Here is a 20,835-nt window from a genome sequence, read left to right on the forward strand (position 1 = left end):
GCCATGGCGGGCAATGCCCAACTAGACACGTCCAGTAATCCTGCGCGACTGCTGATCAGCGGCGACTGGACGCTTGCCCATTACACTCGCCTCAAGCAGCAGACCGAGCAACTGGTCGGTCAGTACGACGACCAGACCGCCATCGACCTGGATGACGTCTCCAGTATCGATACGGCGGGTGCGTCGCTGTTGGTGGAGTTGTTGGGTGCAGAGCGCGTCAGTCAGTTGACCAAAACCGCACAGAAACTTCCCGCCGCCGACCGTGCTTTGCTGCAAACGGTCTATTCCTCAATGCGTGATTTCTGTGTGCCGGTCAAAACCGCTGAGCAGAACATAGGCATTTTGTTGTTGAGCCGCATCGGCAGCTCGGTCTACAAGCTGTGGCAAGACACGCTGCAACTGCTGGGTTTTATCGGCTTGATCCTGCAAACCCTGGTGCGCAATCTGTTTCGCCCCAAACAGTGGCGCATTACACCAGTGGTAGCACATATCGAGCAGATCGGGCTCAACGCCGCGCCGATTGTGGTGTTGCTGACCTTTATGGTGGGCGCTGTGGTGGCATTTCTTGGCGCCACGGTGCTGGCCAACTTTGGCGCAGGAATTTTCACCGTAGACCTGGTGGCGTTTTCCTTCCTGCGTGAATTTGGCGTGTTGCTGACCGCCATCCTGCTGGCTGGCCGCACGGCCAGTGCCTTTACTGCACAAATCGGCTCAATGAAGGCCAACGAAGAGATCGATGCGATTCGTACTTTGGGCCTCGATCCGATGGACTTGCTGGTGCTGCCGCGGGTACTGGCCCTGTTGATCGCTCTGCCGCTGCTGACCTTTTTGGCCATGATGGCGGGCATCCTCGGTGGCGCCGTGGTGTGCGTGGTATCGCTGGGCATTTCCCCCGACATGTTTATTTCGCTGCTGCACTCCGATATCGGTGTTCAGCACTTTCTGGTGGGCATGGTCAAAGCGCCGTTCTTCGCCTTTCTGATCGCTGCAGTGGGCTGCCTTGAGGGCTTCAAGGTCAGCGGCAGCGCCGAATCTGTCGGCGCCCACACCACGTCCAGCGTGGTGCAATCGATCTTTATCGTGATCGTCCTCGACGCCGTAGCCGCGTTGTTCTTTATGGAGATGGGCTGGTGAGTGTGTCTATGCGCAAGCCCGGCGAGGCGGTGATCGAGGTGCGTGATTTGTGCAACCGCTTTGGTAGCCAAACGGTGCACGAACACCTCGATCTGGATGTGTACAAGGGGGAGATTCTCGGTGTGGTCGGGGGTTCCGGCACCGGTAAATCCGTACTGCTGCGCAGTATTGTCGGCCTGCGTCGGCCCACGTCAGGGCAAGTGCGAGTGTTTGGCCAAGACCTGATGAACCTGCAGGAAACCGAGCGCTCGTTGATTGAACGGCGCTTTGGCGTGTTGTTTCAGCGTGGTGCGCTGTTTTCTTCGCTGACGGTGACTGAAAACATCGCCCTGCCCCTGATCGAGCACGCGGGGCTGAGCCGCCCTGACGCCGAGCATCTGGCGTGCGTCAAGCTGGCGCTGGCCGGGTTGCCCTTGTCGGCCGCCGACAAATACCCGTCTTCACTGTCGGGCGGGATGGTCAAGCGCGCGGCATTGGCACGGGCGCTGGCGCTGGATCCGGACATCCTGTTTCTTGACGAACCCACCGCCGGGCTCGATCCGATTGGTGCGGCAGCGTTTGACCAACTGATTCTGACCCTGCGCGATGCGCTGGGTTTAAGTGTGTTTCTCGTCACCCACGACCTCGACACGCTGTACACCATCACTGACCGGGTGGCAGTGCTGTCGCAAAAACGGGTGTTGGTGGCTGCGCCCATCCGTGAAGTTGAAGACTTCGACGACCCGTGGATTCATGAATATTTCCATGGCCCCCGTGGCCGCGCCGCATACGAAGCGGCAACCCAGCTTAAGGAGCAATGACATGGAAACCCGTGCCCATCATGTATTGATCGGCCTGTTCAGCGTCCTGGTTGTCGTTGGAGGCATGCTGTTTGGCCTGTGGCTGGCGAAGGCGAGCATGGACAGCACGTTCAAGGATTACGAAGTGGTGTTCAATGAAGCCGTCAGCGGTCTGTCCAAAGGCAGCTCGGTGCAATACAACGGAATCAAGGTAGGTGACGTTATCGAACTGCGCCTGGACGAAAAAGACCCGCGGCGCGTATTGGCGCGTATTCGCCTGGCGGCTGGCACGCCGGTCAAGGTCGACACCAAGGCCAAGCTGGCGCTGACCGGCGTCACCGGCACCTCGATTATCCAGCTCAGTGGTGGCGATCCGAGCAGCCCTGCCCTCAAGGGTAAGGACGGCAAACTGCCGGAAATCGTGGCTTCCCCTTCGCCGATTGCCCGGCTGTTGACCGATGGCAACGACTTGTTGGCCAACGTCAACATGCTGCTGCATAACGCCAATGGCCTGTTCTCTGAAGAGAACATCAGCCGCGTCAGCAAGACGCTGGATAATCTTGAGCAAACCACCACGGCCATAGCCGGCCAGCGTGGCGATATCAGCCAGACGTTGAAACAGCTGGCCCAGGTCGGCAAACAGGCCAGCGCCACGCTTGAGCAAACCACTGCACTGATGCGCAACGCCAATGGTCTGCTGAGCACCGATGGCAAACAGATGTTCAGCAGCGCAGAGAGCGCCATGAAGTCTCTGGAACAAAGTAGCGCAACCATCAACAAGCTGATCGACAACAATGAGCAATCGCTTAACAGCGGCCTGCAAGGTCTGAATCAACTTGGCCCGGCGGTCAATGAACTGCGCGAAACCCTAGGCACATTGCGCTCGATCTCGCGACGCCTGGAAGCCAACCCAAGCGGTTACTTGCTGGGCCGCGAACAGAACAAGGAATTTACCCCATGAAGCGTACTTATCGCCTGGCAGGTTCTATCGTCCTTGCGGCCAGCCTGAGCCTGCTCAGCGCCTGTTCAATCTTGCCCAAGCCGGAGCAGGTCGATATGTATCGGTTGCCGGCTGCGCAAGTGCCTGTTGCTGCCAGCCACAGCGCCCCGGTGACGTGGTCGTTGCGCCTCGACAAGCCGATGGCCAGCGGTGCGCTGAACAACCAGAACATTGCAGTGGTGCCCGAGGGCAACCTGATCAGCAACTACAAGGGTGCGCGCTGGAGTGATACCGCGCCGGTGCTGCTGCGCAACCGTCTGCTCGATGCCTTCCTGCAGGATGGCCGGATCCAGGGCTTGAGTACCGACGACAGCAACTTGCAGTCGGATTACGAGCTGGGTGGGGAATTGTTGGCGTTCCAGACACACTACAATGGCAAAAGCCCGCAAGTGCTGATCCAGTACAACGCTCGCTTGGTGCGTAGCAGCGACCAGCGGGTGATCGCCTCCAAGCGTTTTGAAGCGCGCCAGCCACTGAGCAATCCAATGGTGCCGAGCGTGGTTGCCGGCTTTGGCCAAGCCAGCGACACCCTCATGCCGCAAGTGGTGCAGTGGGTGATGCAACAGGGGCAGGCGGAGCGTTAAAAGCCCAAGGCAAGAGCCCCTCACCCTCTCCCGGAGGGTGAGGGGCTCTTTTGCTTACACCAACCCTCCATTGGCCCGCAAAATCTGCCCATTGACCCAATCCGCTGCCGGGCTCACCAGAAATGAGACGATATTGGCGATGTCTTGCGGCTGGCCCAAGCGCTCCAGGGGCGGCATCTGGGAGAAGGTCTGGATCTGTTCTTCGCTCTTGCCACGCAAGAACAGCTCCGTCGCTACTGGCCCCGGAGCCACGGCGTTGACTGTGATCTGGCGACCGCGCAGCTCTTTGGCAAACACTTGGGTCAATGACTCAACCGCCGCTTTACTGGCGATGTACACCGCGTAACCCGGCAGGTTCATGCCCACCGTACTGCTCGAAAAGTTAACGATGCGCCCGCCGCCGTTCAGCCGGGTGGCGGCTTCGCGCAGGGTGTTGAAAGTGCCTTTGGTATTGATATTGAAGGTGTGGTCGTACAGTTCGTCGCTGTACTGGGCCAGCGGCAGAACATTGAGCACACCTGCGTTATTGATCAGTACATCAACCTTGCCGAGCTGCTGCTCGGTTTCATCGAACAAGCGCTTTACGTCGGCGGCGCTGGCCACATCGGCTTGCACGGCAATCGCCTGGTGCCCGTCCCTGCGCAGTTCTGCGACCAAGGCAGTGGCTTCGCTGGCGCTGCTGGCGTAGTTGATGACCACGGCAAAACCTTGGCGGGCCAGCTGTCTGGCAATAACGGCACCGATGCCGCGAGAAGCGCCAGTGATAATGGCGACGTCAGGTTGTGTGGAACTCATGGCAACACTCCGTATTGGATTAGGCGTTGGGCTAGGTTCACATGTGCGTTCACGCGGATAAAGACCGCTGATTTGATACCGGTATTCGTAAATTCACACTAATCCCACAGGGATAATCAAACATGTGTGGGCGGCGGGTTCTTGTTCTCCTTGATCTTGTACGAGGCCACATACAGCGCTGGCAGGAACAGCAGCGTGAGCAAGGTGGCCGACAGGATCCCGCCGATCATGGCGTAGGCCATCGGCCCCCAGAACACGTCACGGGCAATCGGGATCATGCCCAGGCTGGCGGCCGCAGCGGTGAGCAGGATCGGCCGGCGTCGATGCTGGGTGGCTTGCATCACCGCGTGCCACGGGTCATAGCCGTCACGCTCGTACTGGTCAATCTGGGTCACCAAAATCACCGAGTTACGGACGATGATGCCGATCAGCGCCAAAATCCCCAGAATTGCCACAAAGCCCATCGGCGTACCGGTTGGCACCAACGCCAGAACCACGCCGATCAGCCCCAGCGGCGCGACACTCACCACCAGGAACATCTTCTGCACACTTTGCAGCTGGATCATCAGGAACGTTGCCATCAAGAACAGCATTAACGGCACTACCTTGGCGATCGGGCCCTGGGCCTTGGCGCTTTGCTCCACCGTGCCGCCCGTTTGCAGGTTGTAGCCCAAGGGCAGGCTGTCGGCGAACTTGTCGACGTCCGGTTTGAGCTGCGTGACCAGATCGGTCGGTTGCATTGAACCGCGCACCGAGGCTTTGAGCGTCAGGGTGGGAATCCGGTCACGGCTCCAGATCAACGGCTGCTCCAGCTCATAGCGCACCGTGGCAAAGGCCAGTAGCGGAATCGAGGTGCCGCTCGGCGTGGTGATTTGCAGGTTGAGCAGGGTTTCGGGGGTGCCACGTTCACTGCTGTTGGCCCGTCCGACGATATTGATCAGGTAGATGTTGTCCTTCACCTGGCTGACGGCTGCCCCGCTGACGATGCTGTTCATCACATGGGCCACGTCCTCGGACGACAGTCCGAACTGGCGGGCCTTGTCCTGGGCAATGTCGATGCGCAGGACCTTGCCGGGTTCGTTCCAGTTGAAGATGGTTTCACCGACGTTGGGGTTGGCATCGAGCACCGAGGCCAGGTCGATCGAATACTTGCGCACCAGATCGATGTTCGGCCCGCTGACCCGGTATTGCAGCGGCTGCCCTACCGGAGGGCCCAGCTCCAGGGTATGGACAAAACTGCCGACCCCCACAAATTCCTCGCGCAGACGCTTGTTCAGACGCTCGATCAACACATCGCGACTCTCAAGCCCGGTACTGACGATCACCAACTGAGCATAAAAGGGGTTTTGCAGTTGTTGGTCCAGCGGCAGGTAGAAACGGATCGCACCCTCGCCGATGTATGAGCTCCAGCGCACGATATCCGGGTCGCCCTTGAGTGACTCTTCAAAACGCTGGGTGACTTTCAGGGTTTCCTGAATCGACGCGTTTTGCGGCAGGTTCAGGTCCACCAGGATTTCGGGGCGATCGGAGGCCGGGAAGAACTGGTTCTGCACCAGCCCCATGCCGAACACCGCCATTACAAACATCAGCACCGTGGCGCCGATGGTCCACCAGCGATTACGCATGCACCACAGCAGACCGCTGTTGAAAACCTGGGCCAGACGCCCTGGTGTCTCGGATTTGGGTTTGACCTTGGCGCTGAGGATATGCACGCCCAGCACCGGGGCGAACAGTACCGCCACCACCCATGACACCAGCATCGCCACGGCAATTACCGCAAACAGGGTGAAGGTGTATTCCCCCGCCGAGCTGTTGTTCAGTCCGATGGGGACAAACCCGGCCACCGTGACCAGTGTGCCGGTGAGCATCGGGAAGGCTGTGGAGTGATAGGCAAAGGTTGCTGCCTGCTCCTTGGTTTCCCCCAGTTCGAGCCGCGTGATCATCATCTCCACGGTGATCATCGCATCGTCCACCAGCAAGCCAAGGGCAATGATCAATGCACCCAGCGACACCCGTTGCATGGCGATGCCGGTGAACTCCATAAACACGAACACCAGGGCCAGAACCAGCGGGATCGAGATCGCTACCACCAACCCGGCGCGCAGTCCCAGACTGATAAAACTCACTGCCAATACGATCACTACGGCTTCAAACAGCGCGCTGGTGAAGCCGCTCACGGCCACTTCAACCACCTGCGCCTGATCGGACACCATGTGTACGCCCACGCCCACCGGCAACTGTGCAGTCAGGTCGTCGATGCGTTGTTGCAGCTCCTTGCCGAACTCCTGAATGTTGCCGCCGTCGATCATGGCGATTGCCAGGCCGATGGCTGGCTTACCGTTGTAATGGAACATGGGGGCTGCCGGGTCGACGTAGCCCCGGCTGATATCGGCGATGTCGGCCAGTCGGTAAAAACGGTCGTTGACCCGCAGGTTCACCGCTGCCAGGTCTTCAACACTGTGGAACTGCCCCGAGGTGCGTACCGACATGCGTTCCGGGCCCGCTTCGATGACCCCGGCGGGGGTCACGGCGTTCTGTTGTTGCAGGCTTTCAAGGATATGTTCCTGGTCCAGGCCCAACGCTGCCAGTTTGCGGGTCGAAAAGTCCAGGTAGAAGGTTTCCTCCTGCTCGCCAATGGTCGTTACCTTGCCGCGGTTGGGAACATCGCGAATCCCGGTGCGCACCTGCTCCACGTAGTCGCGCAGCTGGCGCATGGTGAAGCCGTCACCGGTGAAGGCGAAGATGGTGCCATACACATCACCGAACTCATCGTCGAACCCCGGACCTTGAATGCCCTGGGGGAAGTCGCCACGGATGTCGCCGATTTTTTTCCGGACCTCATACCAGATATGGGGAATGGCATCGGCCTTGGTGGTGTCCTTGAGGAACACAAACACCGTGGATTCGCCGGGCCGGGTATAGCTTTGCACGTAGTCGAGCGAATCCAGCTCTTCGAGCTTTTTCTCGATGCGGTCGGTGATTTGCAATCGGGTTTCATCGACCGTAGCACCAGGCCACTTGCTCTGGATCACCATGGTTTTGATGGCGAAGGACGGGTCTTCTGCGCGGCCCAGATTGATATACGAAAAAATCCCGGCGACCACCGCCACAAACATCAAATACCAGACAAATGACTGATGCTTGAGGGCCCACTCGGACAGGTTGAACTTCCCATTCATTGCGAGCTTTCCTTATCGAGTCTGACTTTCTGTCCGGGACTGAGACTGTTCACGCCGGCGCTGACTACGTTGTCGCCTGCGGTTATGCCGCCAGACAACAACACGGTTTTTGCATCGCGTCGCTGTACGGTGACGTCACGCGGGCTGACGGTTTGCGCTGCCTTGTCGATAACCCACACGCGGCTGTGACCGTCGATGACTTGCACGGCGGTCAGTGGCAACTGGAAATGCTCGGCGGTCGGGCTGCTGACGGTCACGCTGACCGAACTGCCAAGACGAAATGCAGCCGGAGTCTGGTCCAGTGTCAGGCGGGTACGACGAGTACGGGTGGCGCTGTCGGCTTGCGGGGCGATCTCACGGACATGGGCGCGGGTGTTGACGTTCGGGTCGAGCTGACCGGCGACCAGGAACACGATGCCTTTGGGGAGCTCCTCGGCCAGCGGGCCCGGCAAGTCGATCACGGCTTCCTTGATTTCAGGGCGGGCCAGGGTAACGACTTCCTGGCCGATGCTGACCACTTGCCCGGCCTCGGCCTGCCATTGGGTGATGACCGCGTCATGGTCAGCGCGCAGGTTGCAGTAACTGAGTTGGTCCTGGGCCTGGTTCACCGCGGCTTGCGCCTGTTGCATCGAGGCCTGGGTGGTCTTGAGGTCGGCTTGTGCGGTGTCCAGTTGAGCCTGAGCGCCAACACCACGGTCGAGCAGCTCTTGCTGGCGTCGGGCGGTGGCTCGGGCGTTGATCAACTGCGCTTGTACCTTGGCCAGATCACCTTGGGCCGAGCGCAACTGGTTTTGTTGATCGGTCGGGTCGAGGTTGGCCAGAATGTCGCCCTGTTTGACCTCCGCGCCCACATCGTAAAAGCGCCGCACAATGCGCCCCGGTACACGAAAGCCCAGCGTGCTTTCGTAACGGGCCTCGATATTGCCGGCAAAGCGCCCCAGGTTTTGCGCCAACTCTGGTTGGGCCACTACGTACAGCACCGGGCGCACGGGCTCGGGTGGTCGTTTTTCAGAGCAGCCCAATAGCATGGCGGCGGCCAATGGCATCACCCAAAAATGTCTCATAGCTGCCCCCCCTGGGCCGGGGCTGGGACGATTTCAACCTTCATGCCGGGGTGTAACAATTGTCCGCCTGCGACCACGACATTCTCTCCATCCTTAAGACCATCGCTGACAATCACGCTGCCGGTCAGGTAACGCCCGACCTTGACCCGCTGCAGGCGTACGTTGCTTTGCTCGTCGGCGATCCACACGGCGGGTTCGCTGATGTCTTTGGTCAAGGCCGACCATGGAAGCTCGATGCTGCGGCTGGGTGGCGGGGTCAGGTTGACGCTGACAATCGAGCCCAGGTCCATACCTTTGGGCAGTGCATCCAGTTGTACCTTGATTTGTAGCGTGCCGCTTTGCGCGGCCACCGTGGGGGTGATTTCGCGGATCTGGCCGTTGACCTTGATCGTCGGATCGCTCAGCAGCGTGACTTGCACCGTGGGGTTCTTGGGCGGCTCGATAAACAACGACTCATACACGTTGAAAACTGCGTCGCGGGCACCGTCGCGGGCCAGGGTGAAAATCGGCATGGTGGCCTGCACCACTTGCCCGACTTCGGCCTGGCGCGCGGTGATGATGCCGGGTGCCTCGGCTTCAAGGTTGCTGTAACTCAGTTGTTCGCGGGCGTTGGCCAGTTGGGCCTGGGCAGCCGCCAAGGCACTTTTGGCACTCAGTTGGGCCGCGTTGGCCGCGTCGTATTCGCTTTGGCTGGTGTAGCCTTTTGGCAGCAATTTTTGCTGACGAATAAACGCAGCCCGGGTTTGCACCACTTGCGCTTGCTGCGCGTTGACGCTGGCCTGGGCGGTCTCGACCTGGATCTTCAGGTCTTTGGGGTCGAGGCGGGCCAGCACCTGTTGGGCCTGGATGTGATCACCCACATCGACCTTGCGTTCGATAATCTTGCCGCCCACGCGAAATGAAAGCCGGGTTTCGACCCGGGCTTGAATATCGCCGCTGAGTTGAATCGGCAGTGCAAATTCGCGAGTGCTTACCTGCTGTACATACACCCGAGGCGATAAAGGCTCTTTGGGCCCCTCTTTGCCACACGCGGTGAGTAGCGCCAACAGGCTTAAGCCCAAAATGCCCGTGTTCAGTGGACCAGCCATGCAAGCTCCTTTGCGTGATGCTGATTAACATTCGAATACGGTTGATAGCGTAGAACAGGCTTTCCACTCTGTGGGACTCTATGTGCGTTGTATTTGTAGCCGCTGCCGCCGGTTGCGACCGGTTGCGTAGTGACCCTGAAATCTTGAAGGACCTGCGGCCCTTATCGCAGCCTGCGGCAGCGGCTACAAATATCTACTTCGAAATGAGGTTATCCATGCTTACCACCCTGGCGGTGGCCAATTACCGCTCCATCAACCAGTTGGTGGTGCCCTTGGCCAGACTGAATCTGATCACTGGCCCCAACGGCAGCGGCAAATCGAATCTTTACCGAGCACTGCGCTTGTTGGCCGAAACCGCCCAGGGCGGAGTGGTCAATGCCCTGGCCCGCGAAGGTGGTCTGAGTTCAACATTCTGGGCCGGACCAGAGGTGATTTCTCGGCGCATGAAACAGGGCGAAGTCGATATAAATGCCAGCGTCCATCAGGGGGCCAAGCGGCTGCGCCTGGGGTTTGCCGCAGAGGATTTCAGCTACGCAATCGCCTTGGGCTTGCCGATACCAGGGCGCACGCAGTTCAACCTCGATCCGCAAATCAAGCACGAGAGTATCTGGGCGGGGCCTTTTTATCGGCCGGCCAGTGAGCTGGTGGAGCGCAAAGGGCCCATGGTTCGCGCTCGTGATGGTCGCAACTGGCAGGTGCTGGCACAGCACACGCCGTTGTTCGACAGCCTGTTCGATCAGATCGGCAGCTTACAGGCGTCGCCTGAAGTCTTGCAGTTACGCGAGTCCATCCGTGGCTGGCGCTTTTACGATCACTTTCGCACCGACCCCGACGCTCCTGTGCGCCAGCCGCAACTGGGCACACGCACGCCGGTGCTGCATCACGATGGCCGTGATTTGGCGGCGGCGTTGCAAACCATCCTTGAAGTTGGCAACCCCGAAGCCCTGCATGCCGCGATCTGCGATGCGTTCCCCGGCGCCAGGCTGGAAATCGAGTGCGTGCCCGGCGGGCATTTTTATATCGAGTTTTATCAGGAGGGGCTGCTGCGGCCATTGTCGGCCGCCGAGTTGTCAGACGGTACGCTGCGCTATCTGTTGTTGATCGCCGCCCTGCTCACCCCGCGCCCGCCGAGCATGATGGTGCTCAACGAGCCCGAGACCAGCCTGCACCCGGACCTGTTGCCTGCCTTGGCGCGGTTGATCATCAGCGCCTCGCAGCACTCACAGATATGGGTGGTGTCCCATGCCCGGCGCCTGATCGCCGCCTTGCAGCAAGACCCGGAGTGCAACTGCATCGTGCTGGAAAAAAACCTTGGCCAGACTGAAGTGGTCGGCCAGCGGATGCTGGATAAGCCCACGTGGTATTGGCCCGACAAATAAAAACGCCGACGGCTTTAAAAGTCGTCGGCGTTTGCAGTGAAGCGGGCGTGGTTTAGAACGCTGGCAGCACCGCACCTTTGTATTTCTCGGCAATAAAGGCTTTCACTTCAGGGCTGGTCAGGGCCTTGGCCAGCTTCTGGATCGCTACGCTGTCCTTGTTGTCAGGACGGGCTACCAGGAAGTTCACGTACGGCGAATCGGCACCTTCAATGATCAGCGCGTCGGTGGCTGGGTTCAGACCCGCTTCCAGCGCGTAGTTAGTGTTGATCATGTCCAGGTCAACCTGGTCCAGCACGCGTGGCAGCAGTGCAGACTCAAGCTCCTTGAACTTGAAGTTGTGCGGGTTCTTGGCGATGTCTTTTGGTGTGGAAACAGCGTTGGTCGGGTCTTTGAGTTCGATCAAGCCAGCCTTTTGCAGCAGGATCAAAGCACGGCCGCTGTTGCTGCCTTCGTTAGGGATAGCGATGGTCGCGCCGTCTTTGAGCTCAGACAGGTTTTTGATCTTTTTCGAGTAGCCGCCGAACGGTTCAACGTGAACGCCGACCACGGTGATCAGGTTAGTACCTTTACCTTTGTTGAAGCTTTCGAGGTACGGCAGGGTCTGGAAGTAGTTGGCATCCAGGTGCTTCTCGGCAACTTGCACGTTCGGTTGCACATAGTCGGTGAACACTTTGATTTCCAGATCCACGCCTTCTTTGGCGAGGGTTGGTTTGATCAACTCAAGGATTTCGGCGTGGGGGACTGGCGTTGCAGCCACAACCAGCTTTTCGCCAGCTTGTGCCAGGCCTGCAGTCAAAGCAGCCGCCAATGCGGTAAACAACAGAACCTTTTTCATGCAATACCCTTAAGTGTGTGACCGTTCGGATGACGGTTCTTGGAAGACGAAATGGACAATACCGAGTTTCTTTATTCCAGAACAATAATATTTATTCAGCTTCTTATGCCATTTTGTTCGCTTGACGAGATGTTTGTGGGAGCGAGCCTGCTCGCGAAGGTCGTAAACGATAGCGCGTCTTCGCGAGCAGGCTCGCTCCCACAGGGTCAAGAAAGAAGTTGCTTGAGCGCCGCCAACTCCTGCTCTGTCGCCCCTTTTATAAATTGTTCAATCTGGCTCAGACCATCGGGAAGGTTCAAGTGCTCGGGCTGGATCTCTTCGCCGGTGCTCACCAGCAGTGCAAAATGAATCACGTTTTCCAGTTCACGGGTGTTGCCCGGCCAGCTGTAGCGCTCAAGTACCCGTTGCGCGCTGTCGCTGATAAACGGCACGGGCAGGCTCAGGCGTTGGCTGTAGATGCCTAAAAAGTATTCAGCCAGGGACAGGATGTCCCCTGGCCGTTCGCGCAACGCGGGCAAGTCCAGTCGCCCTTCGCTGAGGTAGTAATACAGCCGCTCATGGAATTTGCCGGCACTTACCGCCTGGGCCAGATCAATGCTGGTGGCCGCGACCAGTCGCACATCGACCGGGCTGGGTTGATGGGCGCCCACACGGGTGACTTCGTGGGTTTCAAGCGCGGCCAGTAGCTTGACCTGGATCGCCAGAGGCAAGTCGCCAATTTCGTCCAGATATAAAGTTCCTCCATTGGCCGAGCCAAACCACCCCGCGCGGCTGCTGGCCGAACTGTTGTGGGTTCCTGCGGCATAGCCGAACAGCTCGGCATCGGCATAAGTGGGGCTGATCGCCCCGCAATTGACCGAAACAAACAAACCGGTGCGGTCGCTGGCGCGGTGAATATGCCGCGCCAGCAGCTCCTTGCCGCTGCCGGTTTCGCCCCGGATCAACACGGGCAAGGCGCGGGGCGCCAACTGTTCCAGATCGTTGCGTAGTTGGCGCGAACGCGGGTCGACAAACACCAGCGCCTTGGCGCGAATGCTCAGGGGGCTTTTTTCCGCGTCGGGAAAGGTCAGCAACGGCTGACCGAAGGTTTCATGCAGGCTCATGGCAGGCTCCCGCCCGCCGCCTAAGGGTGGGCGCGGGCGTTACAAAAATTCATGCGCGGCGCAGGGCGCCATGTTCGATGCGGGTTTGCAGGCGGTACAAAAAGGCGAAACCTTGCTCCCAGCGCTGGTGTCCGGACTTGACGTTGATATGCCCGGCACCGCTGATAATGCCGACCTCGGCGCCCCATTGGCGGGCGAACTCCATGGCTCGTGGCGCGCTGACTGCGCCATCGTTGTCCGAGCTGACTATCTGGCTGGGGAACGGTAATGGTCGGGTCGGTATAGGTGCAAAGTTGCGCAAGGCGGGCGCACAGGCCGGGCGCTCGACATCGGCCGGGGCTACCAGTAACGCGCCGCGCACTTGGCTCAACAGGCTTTCTGGCGCACGCTCGGCCCAATGGGCTACGGTAATGCAACCCAGGCTGTGGGCAATCAGAATCACGGGAGTGCTGTCGGCGGCAATGGCCTCGGCCAGGGCGGCGATCCAGTCCTCGTGGCGCGGCGTCAGCCAGTCGGCCTGCTCCACCCGAGTACTGTTCGGTAAGCTGTTTTGCCAGTGGGTTTGCCAATGATCGTCGGACGAACCTTGCCAGCCCGGCACTATCAAATAGCGAATCGAATCGTTGCCCATGGGTGTGCGCCTCCAGCGGTATGTGTGTTACCGAGTCAGTATAGGGACGGTTTTTAGATTCGCTAAGGAATAAGAAGCTATTTGTTTATAACCAAAAAGTGATCCTTGAGGATTCTGCACCATGAAAAGCCTGGTCGACCACCTGAGCCAATACGCGGCCTATCACCGTGACCGACGCAATATCGTCAGCCACTTCATTGGCATCCCGTTGATTGTGGTTGCCGTGGCTGCGCTGCTGTCGCGACCGCAATGGGCAGGAGTTTCACCGGCGTTGTTAGTGATGCTGGCAAGCGCGGTTTTTTACCTGCGCCTTGAGCTGCGGCTCGGAGTATTGATGACGCTGCTGCTGGGGTTGGCGGTATGGCTGGGGCATTCGCTGGCGTCGTTGAGCACGGCCGCTTGGCTGGGCTGGAGCGTTGGGTTGTTTGTGTTGGGCTGGGTGATTCAGTTTGTCGGGCATTACTACGAAGGGCGCAAGCCGGCGTTTATCGATGATCTGACCGGACTGATAGTGGGGCCGCTGTTTGTGGTGGCGGAGCTGGGTTTTTTGCTGGGCTGGCGCGAGGATTTGCGCCGCGAGATTGAGTTGCGGCAGCCGCTGCAAAGATAAGACTCCGGTAGCAGCTGCCGAAGGAACGAGGCTGCGTCCGGCTGCGCAGCAGTCGTAAAATCAGACACTGCAGTGTGCCAGTTAAACCCGAATTTCAGGTTCTACGGTCGCTGCGCAACCGGACGCAGCCTCGTTCCTACGGCAGCTGCTACGAAGCTCTTCAGCGCTTGAAGGCCTGATGCAGCTCGGCCAGTGTTTCAAAGTGGTACTTGGGCGCAAACGAGTTCAGCTCTTCAAAGCTGCCAAAGCCATAACCCACAGCTGCTGCGTCCATACCATTGTCGCGGGCGCCGATCAGGTCGTGCTTGCGGTCACCGATCATCAGGGTTTGAGCCGGGTCCAGGCCTTGCTCACTTATCAAGTGGGCAATCAGCTCGACCTTGTTGGTGCGGGTGCCATCCAGTTCGCTGCCGTAGATCACTTTGAAGTGCTTGGCGAAATCAAAATGACGAGCAATTTCACGCGCATAGATATGCGGTTTTGAAGTCGCAATAAACAGTTGGCGACCCTGTGCCACCAGCTCTTCGAGCAGCGGCGTGACGCCCTCGAACACTTGGTTTTCATACAGGCCGGTCACGGCGAAACGCTCGCGGTAAAAGCCCATTGCTTCCCACGCTTTTGCTTCGTCAAAGTCATATGTGGCCATGAACTGTTGCAGCAGCGGCGGGCCGATAAAGTGCTCAAGCTTAGTCAGGTCAGGTTCATCGATGCCCAGCTTGCTCAGGCCGAACTGGATCGAACGGGTGATGCCTTCGCGTGGGTCGGTCAGGGTGCCGTCGAGGTCGAACAATACGTTTTGGTAATGCATGCAGGGCTCCAAAATAGGGGGCTTAAACGGCCAGGTGATAGCCTTCGGCCAAATGCTGGTCCTTGAGTTTTACGTAGTTGCCGGCGCTGTAGGTGAAGAACGCTTTTTCCTTTTCGGTCAGCTCACGCACCTGTTTGACCGGGCTGCCCACATACAGAAAACCGCTGACCAGACGCTTGCCCGGTGGTACCAGGCTGCCCGCACCGACGATCACATCGTCTTCAATCACCGCGCCGTCCATCACGATGCTGCCCATGCCGATCAGGATACGGCTGCCCACGCTGCAACCATGCAGCATGACTTTATGGGCGATGGTTACGTCGTCGCCGATCAACAGCGGGAAGCCCTCGGGGTTAAAGGGCCCGGCGTGGGTGATGTGCAGTACGCAGCCGTCCTGCACGCTGGTGCGGGCACCGATGCGGATGCGGTGCATATCGCCGCGAATCACGGTCAGCGGCCAGATTGAACTGTCGGCGCCGATCTCCACATCGCCGATCACCACCGCCGAGCGGTCGACAAAGGCGCGCTCGCCCAGGGTCGGTGTGTGCTGCTGGAATGGACGGATGGACACAAATAGCTTCCTTCTTTAGCCGTAATAGGGCGTTGCAATGCTGCGGTCTGAGTCGATTGTAATTAAGATGGCTCAATGTTTCTTCAAGCCAAGGTGCCAAACGTGAGCGAGAACAACCCTCTTTTGCAGCCCTACGACCTGCCGCCGTTCTCGGCGATCCGTCCTGAGCACGTACAGCCGGCCATCGAGCAGATCCTCGCCGACAACCGCGCAGGCATTCAAGCCATCCTCAAGGACCAGGGCCAGAACCCGACATGGGCTGGCCTGGTATTGGCGATGGATGAGCTGAACGACCGACTGGGCGCGGCCTGGAGCCCGGTCAGCCACCTCAATGCAGTGTGCAACAGCGCAGAGTTGCGTGAAGCCTACGAGGCTTGCCTGCCTGCGTTGAGCGCCTATTCCACCGAGATGGGCCAGAACCGTGAGTTGTTCCAGGCTTTCGAAGCCCTGGCCCACAGCCCGCAAGTAGCCGATTTCGATCAGGCACAAAAAACTATTCTTGAGCACTCGCTGCGCGACTTCCGTCTGTCGGGTATTGACCTGCCAGAGGCTGAGCAAAAGCGTTACGCCGAAGTGCAGAGCAAGCTTTCCGAGCTGGGCAGCAAGTTTTCCAACCAACTGTTGGACGCGACCCAGGCCTGGACCAAGCACATCACCGACGAAGCCGCGCTGGCGGGTCTGACCGATTCGGCCAAGGCGCAAATGGCTGCCGCTGCGCAGGCCAAAGGTCTGGACGGCTGGCTGATCAGCCTGGAGTTCCCGAGCTACTTCCCGGTCATGACCTATGCGCAAGACCGCGCTCTGCGCGAAGAAGTCTACGCTGCGTACTGCACCCGCGCCTCGGACCAAGGCCCGAATGCCGGAAAGTTCGACAACGGTCCGGTGATGGAAGAGATCCTCGACCTGCGTCAGGAACTTGCGAAGCTCTTGGGTTTTGGCAGCTTTGCCGAGCTGAGCCTGGCCACCAAAATGGCTGAAACCCCGGATCAGGTGCTGACCTTCCTGCGCGATCTGGCCAAGCGCAGCAAGCCTTTTGCTGCGCGTGATCTTGAACAACTGCAAGCCTACGCCGCCGAGCAAGGCACTGCGGAGCTGAAAAGCTGGGACTCAGGCTTCTTCGGCGAGAAACTGCGCGAGCAGCGTTACAGCGTGTCCCAAGAGGCACTGCGCGCTTACTTCCCGATCGACAAGGTGTTGGGCGGCCTGTTCGCCATCGTGCAGCGTCTGTACGGAATTGAAATTGCCGAAATCAAAGGGTTCGACACCTGGCACCCGGATGTTCGCCTGTTTGAAATCAAGGAAAACGGCGAGCACATTGGCCGCTTCTTCTTTGACCTCTACGCCCGTGCCAACAAGCGTGGCGGTGCCTGGATGGACGGCGCCCGTGATCGTCGCCGCACTGCGGCCGGAACGTTGCAAAGCCCGGTGGCCAACCTGGTGTGCAACTTCACCCCAGCGGTTGCGGGCAAGCCTGCACTGCTGACCCACGACGAAGTCACCACCCTGTTCCACGAATTCGGCCACGGGCTGCACCACATGCTGACCGAGATCGAACACGCAGGCGTGTCCGGTATCAACGGTGTGGCCTGGGATGCGGTCGAGCTGCCGAGCCAGTTCATGGAAAACTGGTGCTGGGAGCCTGAAGGTCTGGCACTGATTTCCAGCCATTACGAAACCGGCGAGGCACTGCCCAAAGACCTGCTGGACAAGATGCTGGCGGCCAAGAACTTCCAGTCCGGACTGATGATGGTTCGTCAGCTGGAGTTCTCGCTGTTCGACTTCGAACTGCACGCCACCCACGGTGACGGTCGCAGCGTAGCGCAGGTGCTGGACGGCATCCGCGATGAGGTGTCGGTCATGCGCCCACCGGCTTACAACCGCTTCCCTAACAGTTTTGCGCATATCTTCGCGGGCGGTTACGCGGCGGGTTACTACAGCTACAAGTGGGCTGAAGTGCTGTCGGCGGATGCGTTCTCGCGCTTTGAAGAAGAAGGCGTATTCAACCCTCACACCGGCAAGGCATTCCGCCAGGCGATTCTGGCCCGTGGTGGTTCGTTGGCCCCAATGGAATTGTTCAAGGACTTCCGTGGCCGCGAGCCGTCGATTGACGCCTTGTTGCGTCACAGCGGCCTGACTGAGGATTCGGCAGCATGAGTGATGCACCTGTGAATGTGACCAAAAAGCGCTTTATCGCCGGGGCTGTCTGCCCGGCGTGCAGCGAGCCTGACAAATTGATGATGTGGAACGAAGACGAAGTGCCGCACCGCGAATGCGTGGCCTGCGGTTATTCGGACACGTTGAATGAACAGGGTTTGTCGGTGCCCAAGGAATTGGGTACGCGGGTTAATACGTCAGCGCTGAAAAAAGCCCCGGATCCTAAAGTGCAGGCGGTGCAGTTTTTTCCGAATCCGAAACTGAAAAAGCCGTAAAAGCCATGTACTTGTAGCCGCTGCCGAAGGCTGCGAAAAGGGCCGCAGGCCCTTCGCTTTCTATTCACAAGCGGGGCTGCTTTGCAGCCCATCGCAGCCTGCGGCAGCGGCTACAGGTTTACGCTTTCTGCCACACCTTCGGCTTGAAGAACAACGTCTCGCCGCGCACCAGATCGGTCAGGCTGTCGTGGTCCTTGACCACTTCAACCTCGATCAGCTCGCTTTGCCCTTCAACTTTCAACGTCACCCGGGTGGTCGCACCCAATGGGCGGATGTCGCGTACCTGTGCAGCATGGTGGTCTTCAAGTTCGTGACGCGACAACGACACTTCGTGCGGGCGGAACAGTACGTGCTGGTCTTCGCCGATGTGCAGACGGTTGGAGTCACCGAGGAAGTGGTACACAAAATCGCTGGCCGGGTTTTCGTAGACTTCGCCCGGTGAGCCGATCTGCTCGATCACGCCCTTGTTCATTACCACGATGCGGTCAGCCACTTCCATGGCTTCTTCCTGGTCGTGGGTCACGAAGACCGACGTCAGGTTGATGTCTTCGTGCAGGCGCGCCAACCAGCGGCGCAGCTCTTTACGTACCTTGGCGTCCAGGGCGCCGAAAGGTTCGTCCAGCAGCAGCACCTTGGGTTCTACCGCCAATGCGCGGGCCAGTGCGATACGCTGACGCTGACCGCCAGAAAGCTGCTCGGGGTAGCGATCCGACAACCAGTCCAGTTGCACCATGTTCAGCAGTTCGTGGACTTTTTCGGCGATCCGGGTTTCGCTCGGGCGTTCTTTTTTCGGCTTCATGCGCAGGCCGAAAGCGACGTTGTCGAACACCGTCATGTGGCGGAACAGCGCGTAATGCTGGAATACAAAACCAACGTTGCGATCACGCACGTCGTGGCCCGAGACGTCTTCACCGTGGAACACGATGTTGCCTTCGTCCGGGGTTTCCAGGCCTGCGATGATACGCAGCAAGGTCGTTTTACCGCAGCCCGACGGGCCAAGCAAAGCCACCAGTTCGCCGCTGTGAATATCCAGGTTGATGCTGTTCAGCGCCTTGAAGGCATTGAAGTTCTTGCTGACGTTACGGACTTCGATCGACATGGTTTATTCCTCCGCGGCGCTGGCGCGCAGGCGGTTAATACGGGATTCGCTCCACTGCTTGAGCAGCAGGATGAAGAGCGCCAGGATCAGCAACAGAGTGGCCACAGCGAAGGCGGCAACGTGGTTGTATTCGTTGTAGAGGATCTCGACGTGCAGCGGCAGGGTGTTGGTCACCCCGCGAATGTGCCCGGAAACCACCGACACCGCACCGAACTCACCCATCGCCCGCGCAGTACACAGCACCACGCCGTAGATCAGGCCCCATTTGATGTTGGGTACGGTGACGTGCCAGAACATCTGCCAGCCGTTGGCGCCCAGCAGGCGTGCGGCCTCTTCTTCCTGGGTGCCCTGCTCTTGCATCAGCGGGATCAGTTCACGGGCCACAAACGGCACGGTGACGAAGATGGTCGCCAGCACGATGCCCGGTAGAGCGAAGACGATCTGGATGTCGTGATCTTGCAACCACGGGCCGAAGAAGCCCTGTGCGCCGAACATCAGCACGTAGACCAGACCTGCGATCACCGGCGAGACGGAAAACGGCAGGTCGATCAGGGTGACCAGGATGCTTTTGCCGCGAAAGCTGTATTTGCTTACGCACCAGGCCGCGCTGACGCCGAATACCACGTTCAGCGGCACCGAAATCGCCACCGCAATGATGGTCAGCTTGAGGGCCGACAAGGCGTCGGGTTCGAGGATGGCGTCGAAGAATGTACCTACGCCCATTTTCAAACCCTGGGACACCACGATCAGCAGGGGCAGCAACAGGAACAGGGTGAAAAACAACCAGCCGAAGCCGATCAGCAGGCGCCGCGACAGCGGGCTGCCTCGGCGGGCGGCGTTGGCTGCGGATGAGGCGCTTAATGTTGAGTTGGACATGGTCAGGCCTCCTTCACGGTTTTTCGATGCGGCGCTGAATCAAATTGATTACCAGCAGCAAAATGAAGGAAACCACCAGCATCATTACGCCAATGGCAGTGGCGCCGGTGTAGTCGTACTGGTCCAGCTTGACCATGATCAGCAGCGGCAGAATCTCGGTTTTGAACGGCATGTTACCGGCGATAAAGATCACCGAACCGTACTCGCCGACACCCCGGGCAAAGGCCAGGGCAAAGCCGGTCAGCCAGGCGGGCAGCAGGGCCGGAACCAGGATGTAGCGAAACACTTGCAGCGGCTTGGCGCCCAGACAGGCGGCAGCTTCTTCGATTTCACGCGGGATGTCAGCCAGTACCGGCTGCACTGTACGCACCACAAATGGCAGGGTGACGAAGGTCAGTGCCAGGGTGATACCCATCGGGGTGTAGGCGATTTTGAAGCCCAGGTCGGCGGCGAACTGGCCGATCCAGCCGTTGGGCGCGTACAAGGCGGTCAGTGCGATACCGGCCACGGCGGTCGGCAGGGCAAATGGCAGGTCGATCATGGCGTCGATGACCTTGCGCCCCGGGAAGGTGTAACGCACCAGCACCCAGGCCAGTACGGTCCCGATAACGCCGTTGATGATGGCGGCGACAAAGGCGGTGCCGAAGCTCAGTTGCAGCGCTGCCAGCACCCTGGGGGCGGTGATGATGGCCCAGAACTGGTCCCAGGTCAGTTGAGCGGCATGCACGAACATCGCTGCCAGTGGAATCAGCACAATCAGACTGAGGTACACCAAGGTGTAGCCCAGTGTCAGCCCGAAGCCGGGTATGACGGGGGAGATACGACGCGACATAAAAGTCCTTGGGTTAACGCACGAGGCCCGCAACCAATT

20 protein-coding genes are annotated in these 20,835 nt (G+C 59.2%); 8 read left to right on the top strand and 12 right to left on the bottom strand.

Going from position 1 to position 20,835, the window contains the following annotated elements; all coding sequences use genetic code 11:
• The first annotated feature begins 3 nt into the window (after positions 1-3).
• The 4 genes from N7D90_RS00420 to N7D90_RS00435 are packed head-to-tail and all read left to right on the top strand — an operon-like array spanning position 4 to position 3,497.
• On the top strand, positions 4-1,134 hold the full coding sequence (locus N7D90_RS00420) for an ABC transporter permease (protein WP_261740403.1): 1,131 nt from the start codon (positions 4-6) through the stop codon (positions 1,132-1,134).
• Positions 1,135-1,142: 8 nt separating this feature from the next.
• A complete protein-coding gene (locus N7D90_RS00425; RefSeq protein WP_261742525.1) occupies positions 1,143-1,934 on the top strand; it encodes an ABC transporter ATP-binding protein in 792 nt (263 codons plus the stop codon).
• A 1-nt stretch (position 1,935) separates the two neighbouring features.
• Positions 1,936-2,874 carry an MlaD family protein gene (locus tag N7D90_RS00430; RefSeq protein WP_261740404.1) on the top strand — a complete coding sequence of 313 codons (939 nt, stop codon included), beginning with the start codon at positions 1,936-1,938 and terminating at the stop codon, positions 2,872-2,874.
• Positions 2,871-3,497, top strand: coding sequence for an ABC-type transport auxiliary lipoprotein family protein (locus N7D90_RS00435; protein WP_261740405.1), 627 nt, complete (start codon positions 2,871-2,873; stop codon positions 3,495-3,497). Before N7D90_RS00430 ends, N7D90_RS00435 begins: the two co-directional genes overlap by 4 nt.
• 54 nt (positions 3,498-3,551) lie before the next feature.
• Here the strand turns inward: N7D90_RS00435 and N7D90_RS00440 are convergent, their stop codons facing one another.
• From N7D90_RS00440 to N7D90_RS00455, 4 genes are all read right to left on the bottom strand, one after another.
• On the bottom strand, positions 3,552-4,292 hold the full coding sequence (locus N7D90_RS00440; RefSeq protein WP_261740406.1) for an SDR family oxidoreductase: 741 nt from the start codon (positions 4,290-4,292) through the stop codon (positions 3,552-3,554).
• 116 nt (positions 4,293-4,408) lie between these two features.
• Positions 4,409-7,471 (bottom strand): efflux RND transporter permease subunit, encoded by a 3,063-nt coding sequence (locus N7D90_RS00445; RefSeq protein WP_261740407.1) that lies wholly within the window; start codon positions 7,469-7,471, stop codon positions 4,409-4,411.
• Positions 7,468-8,535, bottom strand: a complete 1,068-nt coding sequence (locus N7D90_RS00450; protein WP_261740408.1) for an efflux RND transporter periplasmic adaptor subunit — start codon at positions 8,533-8,535, stop codon at positions 7,468-7,470. The genes N7D90_RS00445 and N7D90_RS00450 overlap by 4 nt, the downstream gene beginning before the upstream one ends.
• Complete coding sequence (locus N7D90_RS00455; protein ID WP_261740409.1) at positions 8,532-9,623, bottom strand: efflux RND transporter periplasmic adaptor subunit; 1,092 nt, start codon at positions 9,621-9,623, stop codon at positions 8,532-8,534. Before N7D90_RS00455 ends, N7D90_RS00450 begins: the two co-directional genes overlap by 4 nt.
• Before the next feature lie 215 nt (positions 9,624-9,838).
• Between N7D90_RS00455 and N7D90_RS00460 the strand changes: the two genes are divergently transcribed.
• Positions 9,839-11,002 (top strand): AAA family ATPase, encoded by a 1,164-nt coding sequence (locus N7D90_RS00460; RefSeq protein ID WP_261740410.1) that lies wholly within the window; start codon positions 9,839-9,841, stop codon positions 11,000-11,002.
• A gap of 52 nt (positions 11,003-11,054) precedes the next feature.
• Here the strand turns inward: N7D90_RS00460 and N7D90_RS00465 are convergent, their stop codons facing one another.
• From N7D90_RS00465 to N7D90_RS00475, 3 genes are all read right to left on the bottom strand, one after another.
• Positions 11,055-11,837 (bottom strand): MetQ/NlpA family ABC transporter substrate-binding protein, encoded by a 783-nt coding sequence (locus tag N7D90_RS00465; protein WP_261740411.1) that lies wholly within the window; start codon positions 11,835-11,837, stop codon positions 11,055-11,057.
• Between the two features lie 206 nt (positions 11,838-12,043).
• A complete protein-coding gene (locus N7D90_RS00470; RefSeq protein ID WP_261740412.1) occupies positions 12,044-12,940 on the bottom strand; it encodes a sigma 54-interacting transcriptional regulator in 897 nt (298 codons plus the stop codon).
• Positions 12,941-12,989: 49 nt separating this feature from the next.
• Entirely contained in the window at positions 12,990-13,571 is a 582-nt protein-coding gene (locus N7D90_RS00475) for an alpha/beta hydrolase (RefSeq protein WP_261740413.1), read from the bottom strand.
• 121 nt (positions 13,572-13,692) lie between these two features.
• On the opposite strand from N7D90_RS00475, the gene N7D90_RS00480 reads away from it, so the two are divergent.
• A complete protein-coding gene (locus tag N7D90_RS00480; protein ID WP_261740414.1) occupies positions 13,693-14,181 on the top strand; it encodes a DUF962 domain-containing protein in 489 nt (162 codons plus the stop codon).
• Positions 14,182-14,341: 160 nt separating this feature from the next.
• Here the strand turns inward: N7D90_RS00480 and N7D90_RS00485 are convergent, their stop codons facing one another.
• Positions 14,342-14,989, bottom strand: a complete 648-nt coding sequence (locus N7D90_RS00485; protein ID WP_261740415.1) for an HAD family hydrolase — start codon at positions 14,987-14,989, stop codon at positions 14,342-14,344.
• Positions 14,990-15,011: 22 nt separating this feature from the next.
• Positions 15,012-15,560: a gamma carbonic anhydrase family protein gene (locus tag N7D90_RS00490; RefSeq protein WP_261740416.1), complete on the bottom strand. Its 549-nt coding sequence runs from the start codon at positions 15,558-15,560 to the stop codon at positions 15,012-15,014.
• A gap of 75 nt (positions 15,561-15,635) precedes the next feature.
• Here N7D90_RS00490 and prlC point away from each other — a divergent pair, with 75 nt between their 5' ends.
• Complete coding sequence (gene prlC / locus N7D90_RS00495; RefSeq protein ID WP_261740417.1) at positions 15,636-17,714, top strand: oligopeptidase A; 2,079 nt, start codon at positions 15,636-15,638, stop codon at positions 17,712-17,714.
• A complete protein-coding gene (locus tag N7D90_RS00500; protein ID WP_095027602.1) occupies positions 17,711-17,989 on the top strand; it encodes a YheV family putative zinc ribbon protein in 279 nt (92 codons plus the stop codon). The genes prlC and N7D90_RS00500 overlap by 4 nt, the downstream gene beginning before the upstream one ends.
• A 118-nt stretch (positions 17,990-18,107) precedes the next feature.
• On the opposite strand, the gene N7D90_RS00505 is transcribed toward N7D90_RS00500, so the two are convergent.
• The 3 genes from N7D90_RS00505 to cysT are packed head-to-tail and all read right to left on the bottom strand — an operon-like array spanning position 18,108 to position 20,796.
• A complete protein-coding gene (locus N7D90_RS00505; RefSeq protein ID WP_261740418.1) occupies positions 18,108-19,088 on the bottom strand; it encodes a sulfate/molybdate ABC transporter ATP-binding protein in 981 nt (326 codons plus the stop codon).
• 3 nt (positions 19,089-19,091) lie between these two features.
• Positions 19,092-19,964, bottom strand: a complete 873-nt coding sequence (gene cysW, locus N7D90_RS00510; RefSeq protein WP_261740419.1) for a sulfate ABC transporter permease subunit CysW — start codon at positions 19,962-19,964, stop codon at positions 19,092-19,094.
• Positions 19,965-19,977: 13 nt separating this feature from the next.
• Positions 19,978-20,796, bottom strand: coding sequence for a sulfate ABC transporter permease subunit CysT (gene cysT / locus N7D90_RS00515; protein ID WP_261740420.1), 819 nt, complete (start codon positions 20,794-20,796; stop codon positions 19,978-19,980).
• Between the last annotated feature and the right edge of the window lie 39 nt (positions 20,797-20,835).

The sequence above is a fragment of the Pseudomonas fragi genome (assembly GCF_025426255.1).
Lineage (GTDB): Bacteria > Pseudomonadota > Gammaproteobacteria > Pseudomonadales > Pseudomonadaceae > Aquipseudomonas > Aquipseudomonas kulmbachensis.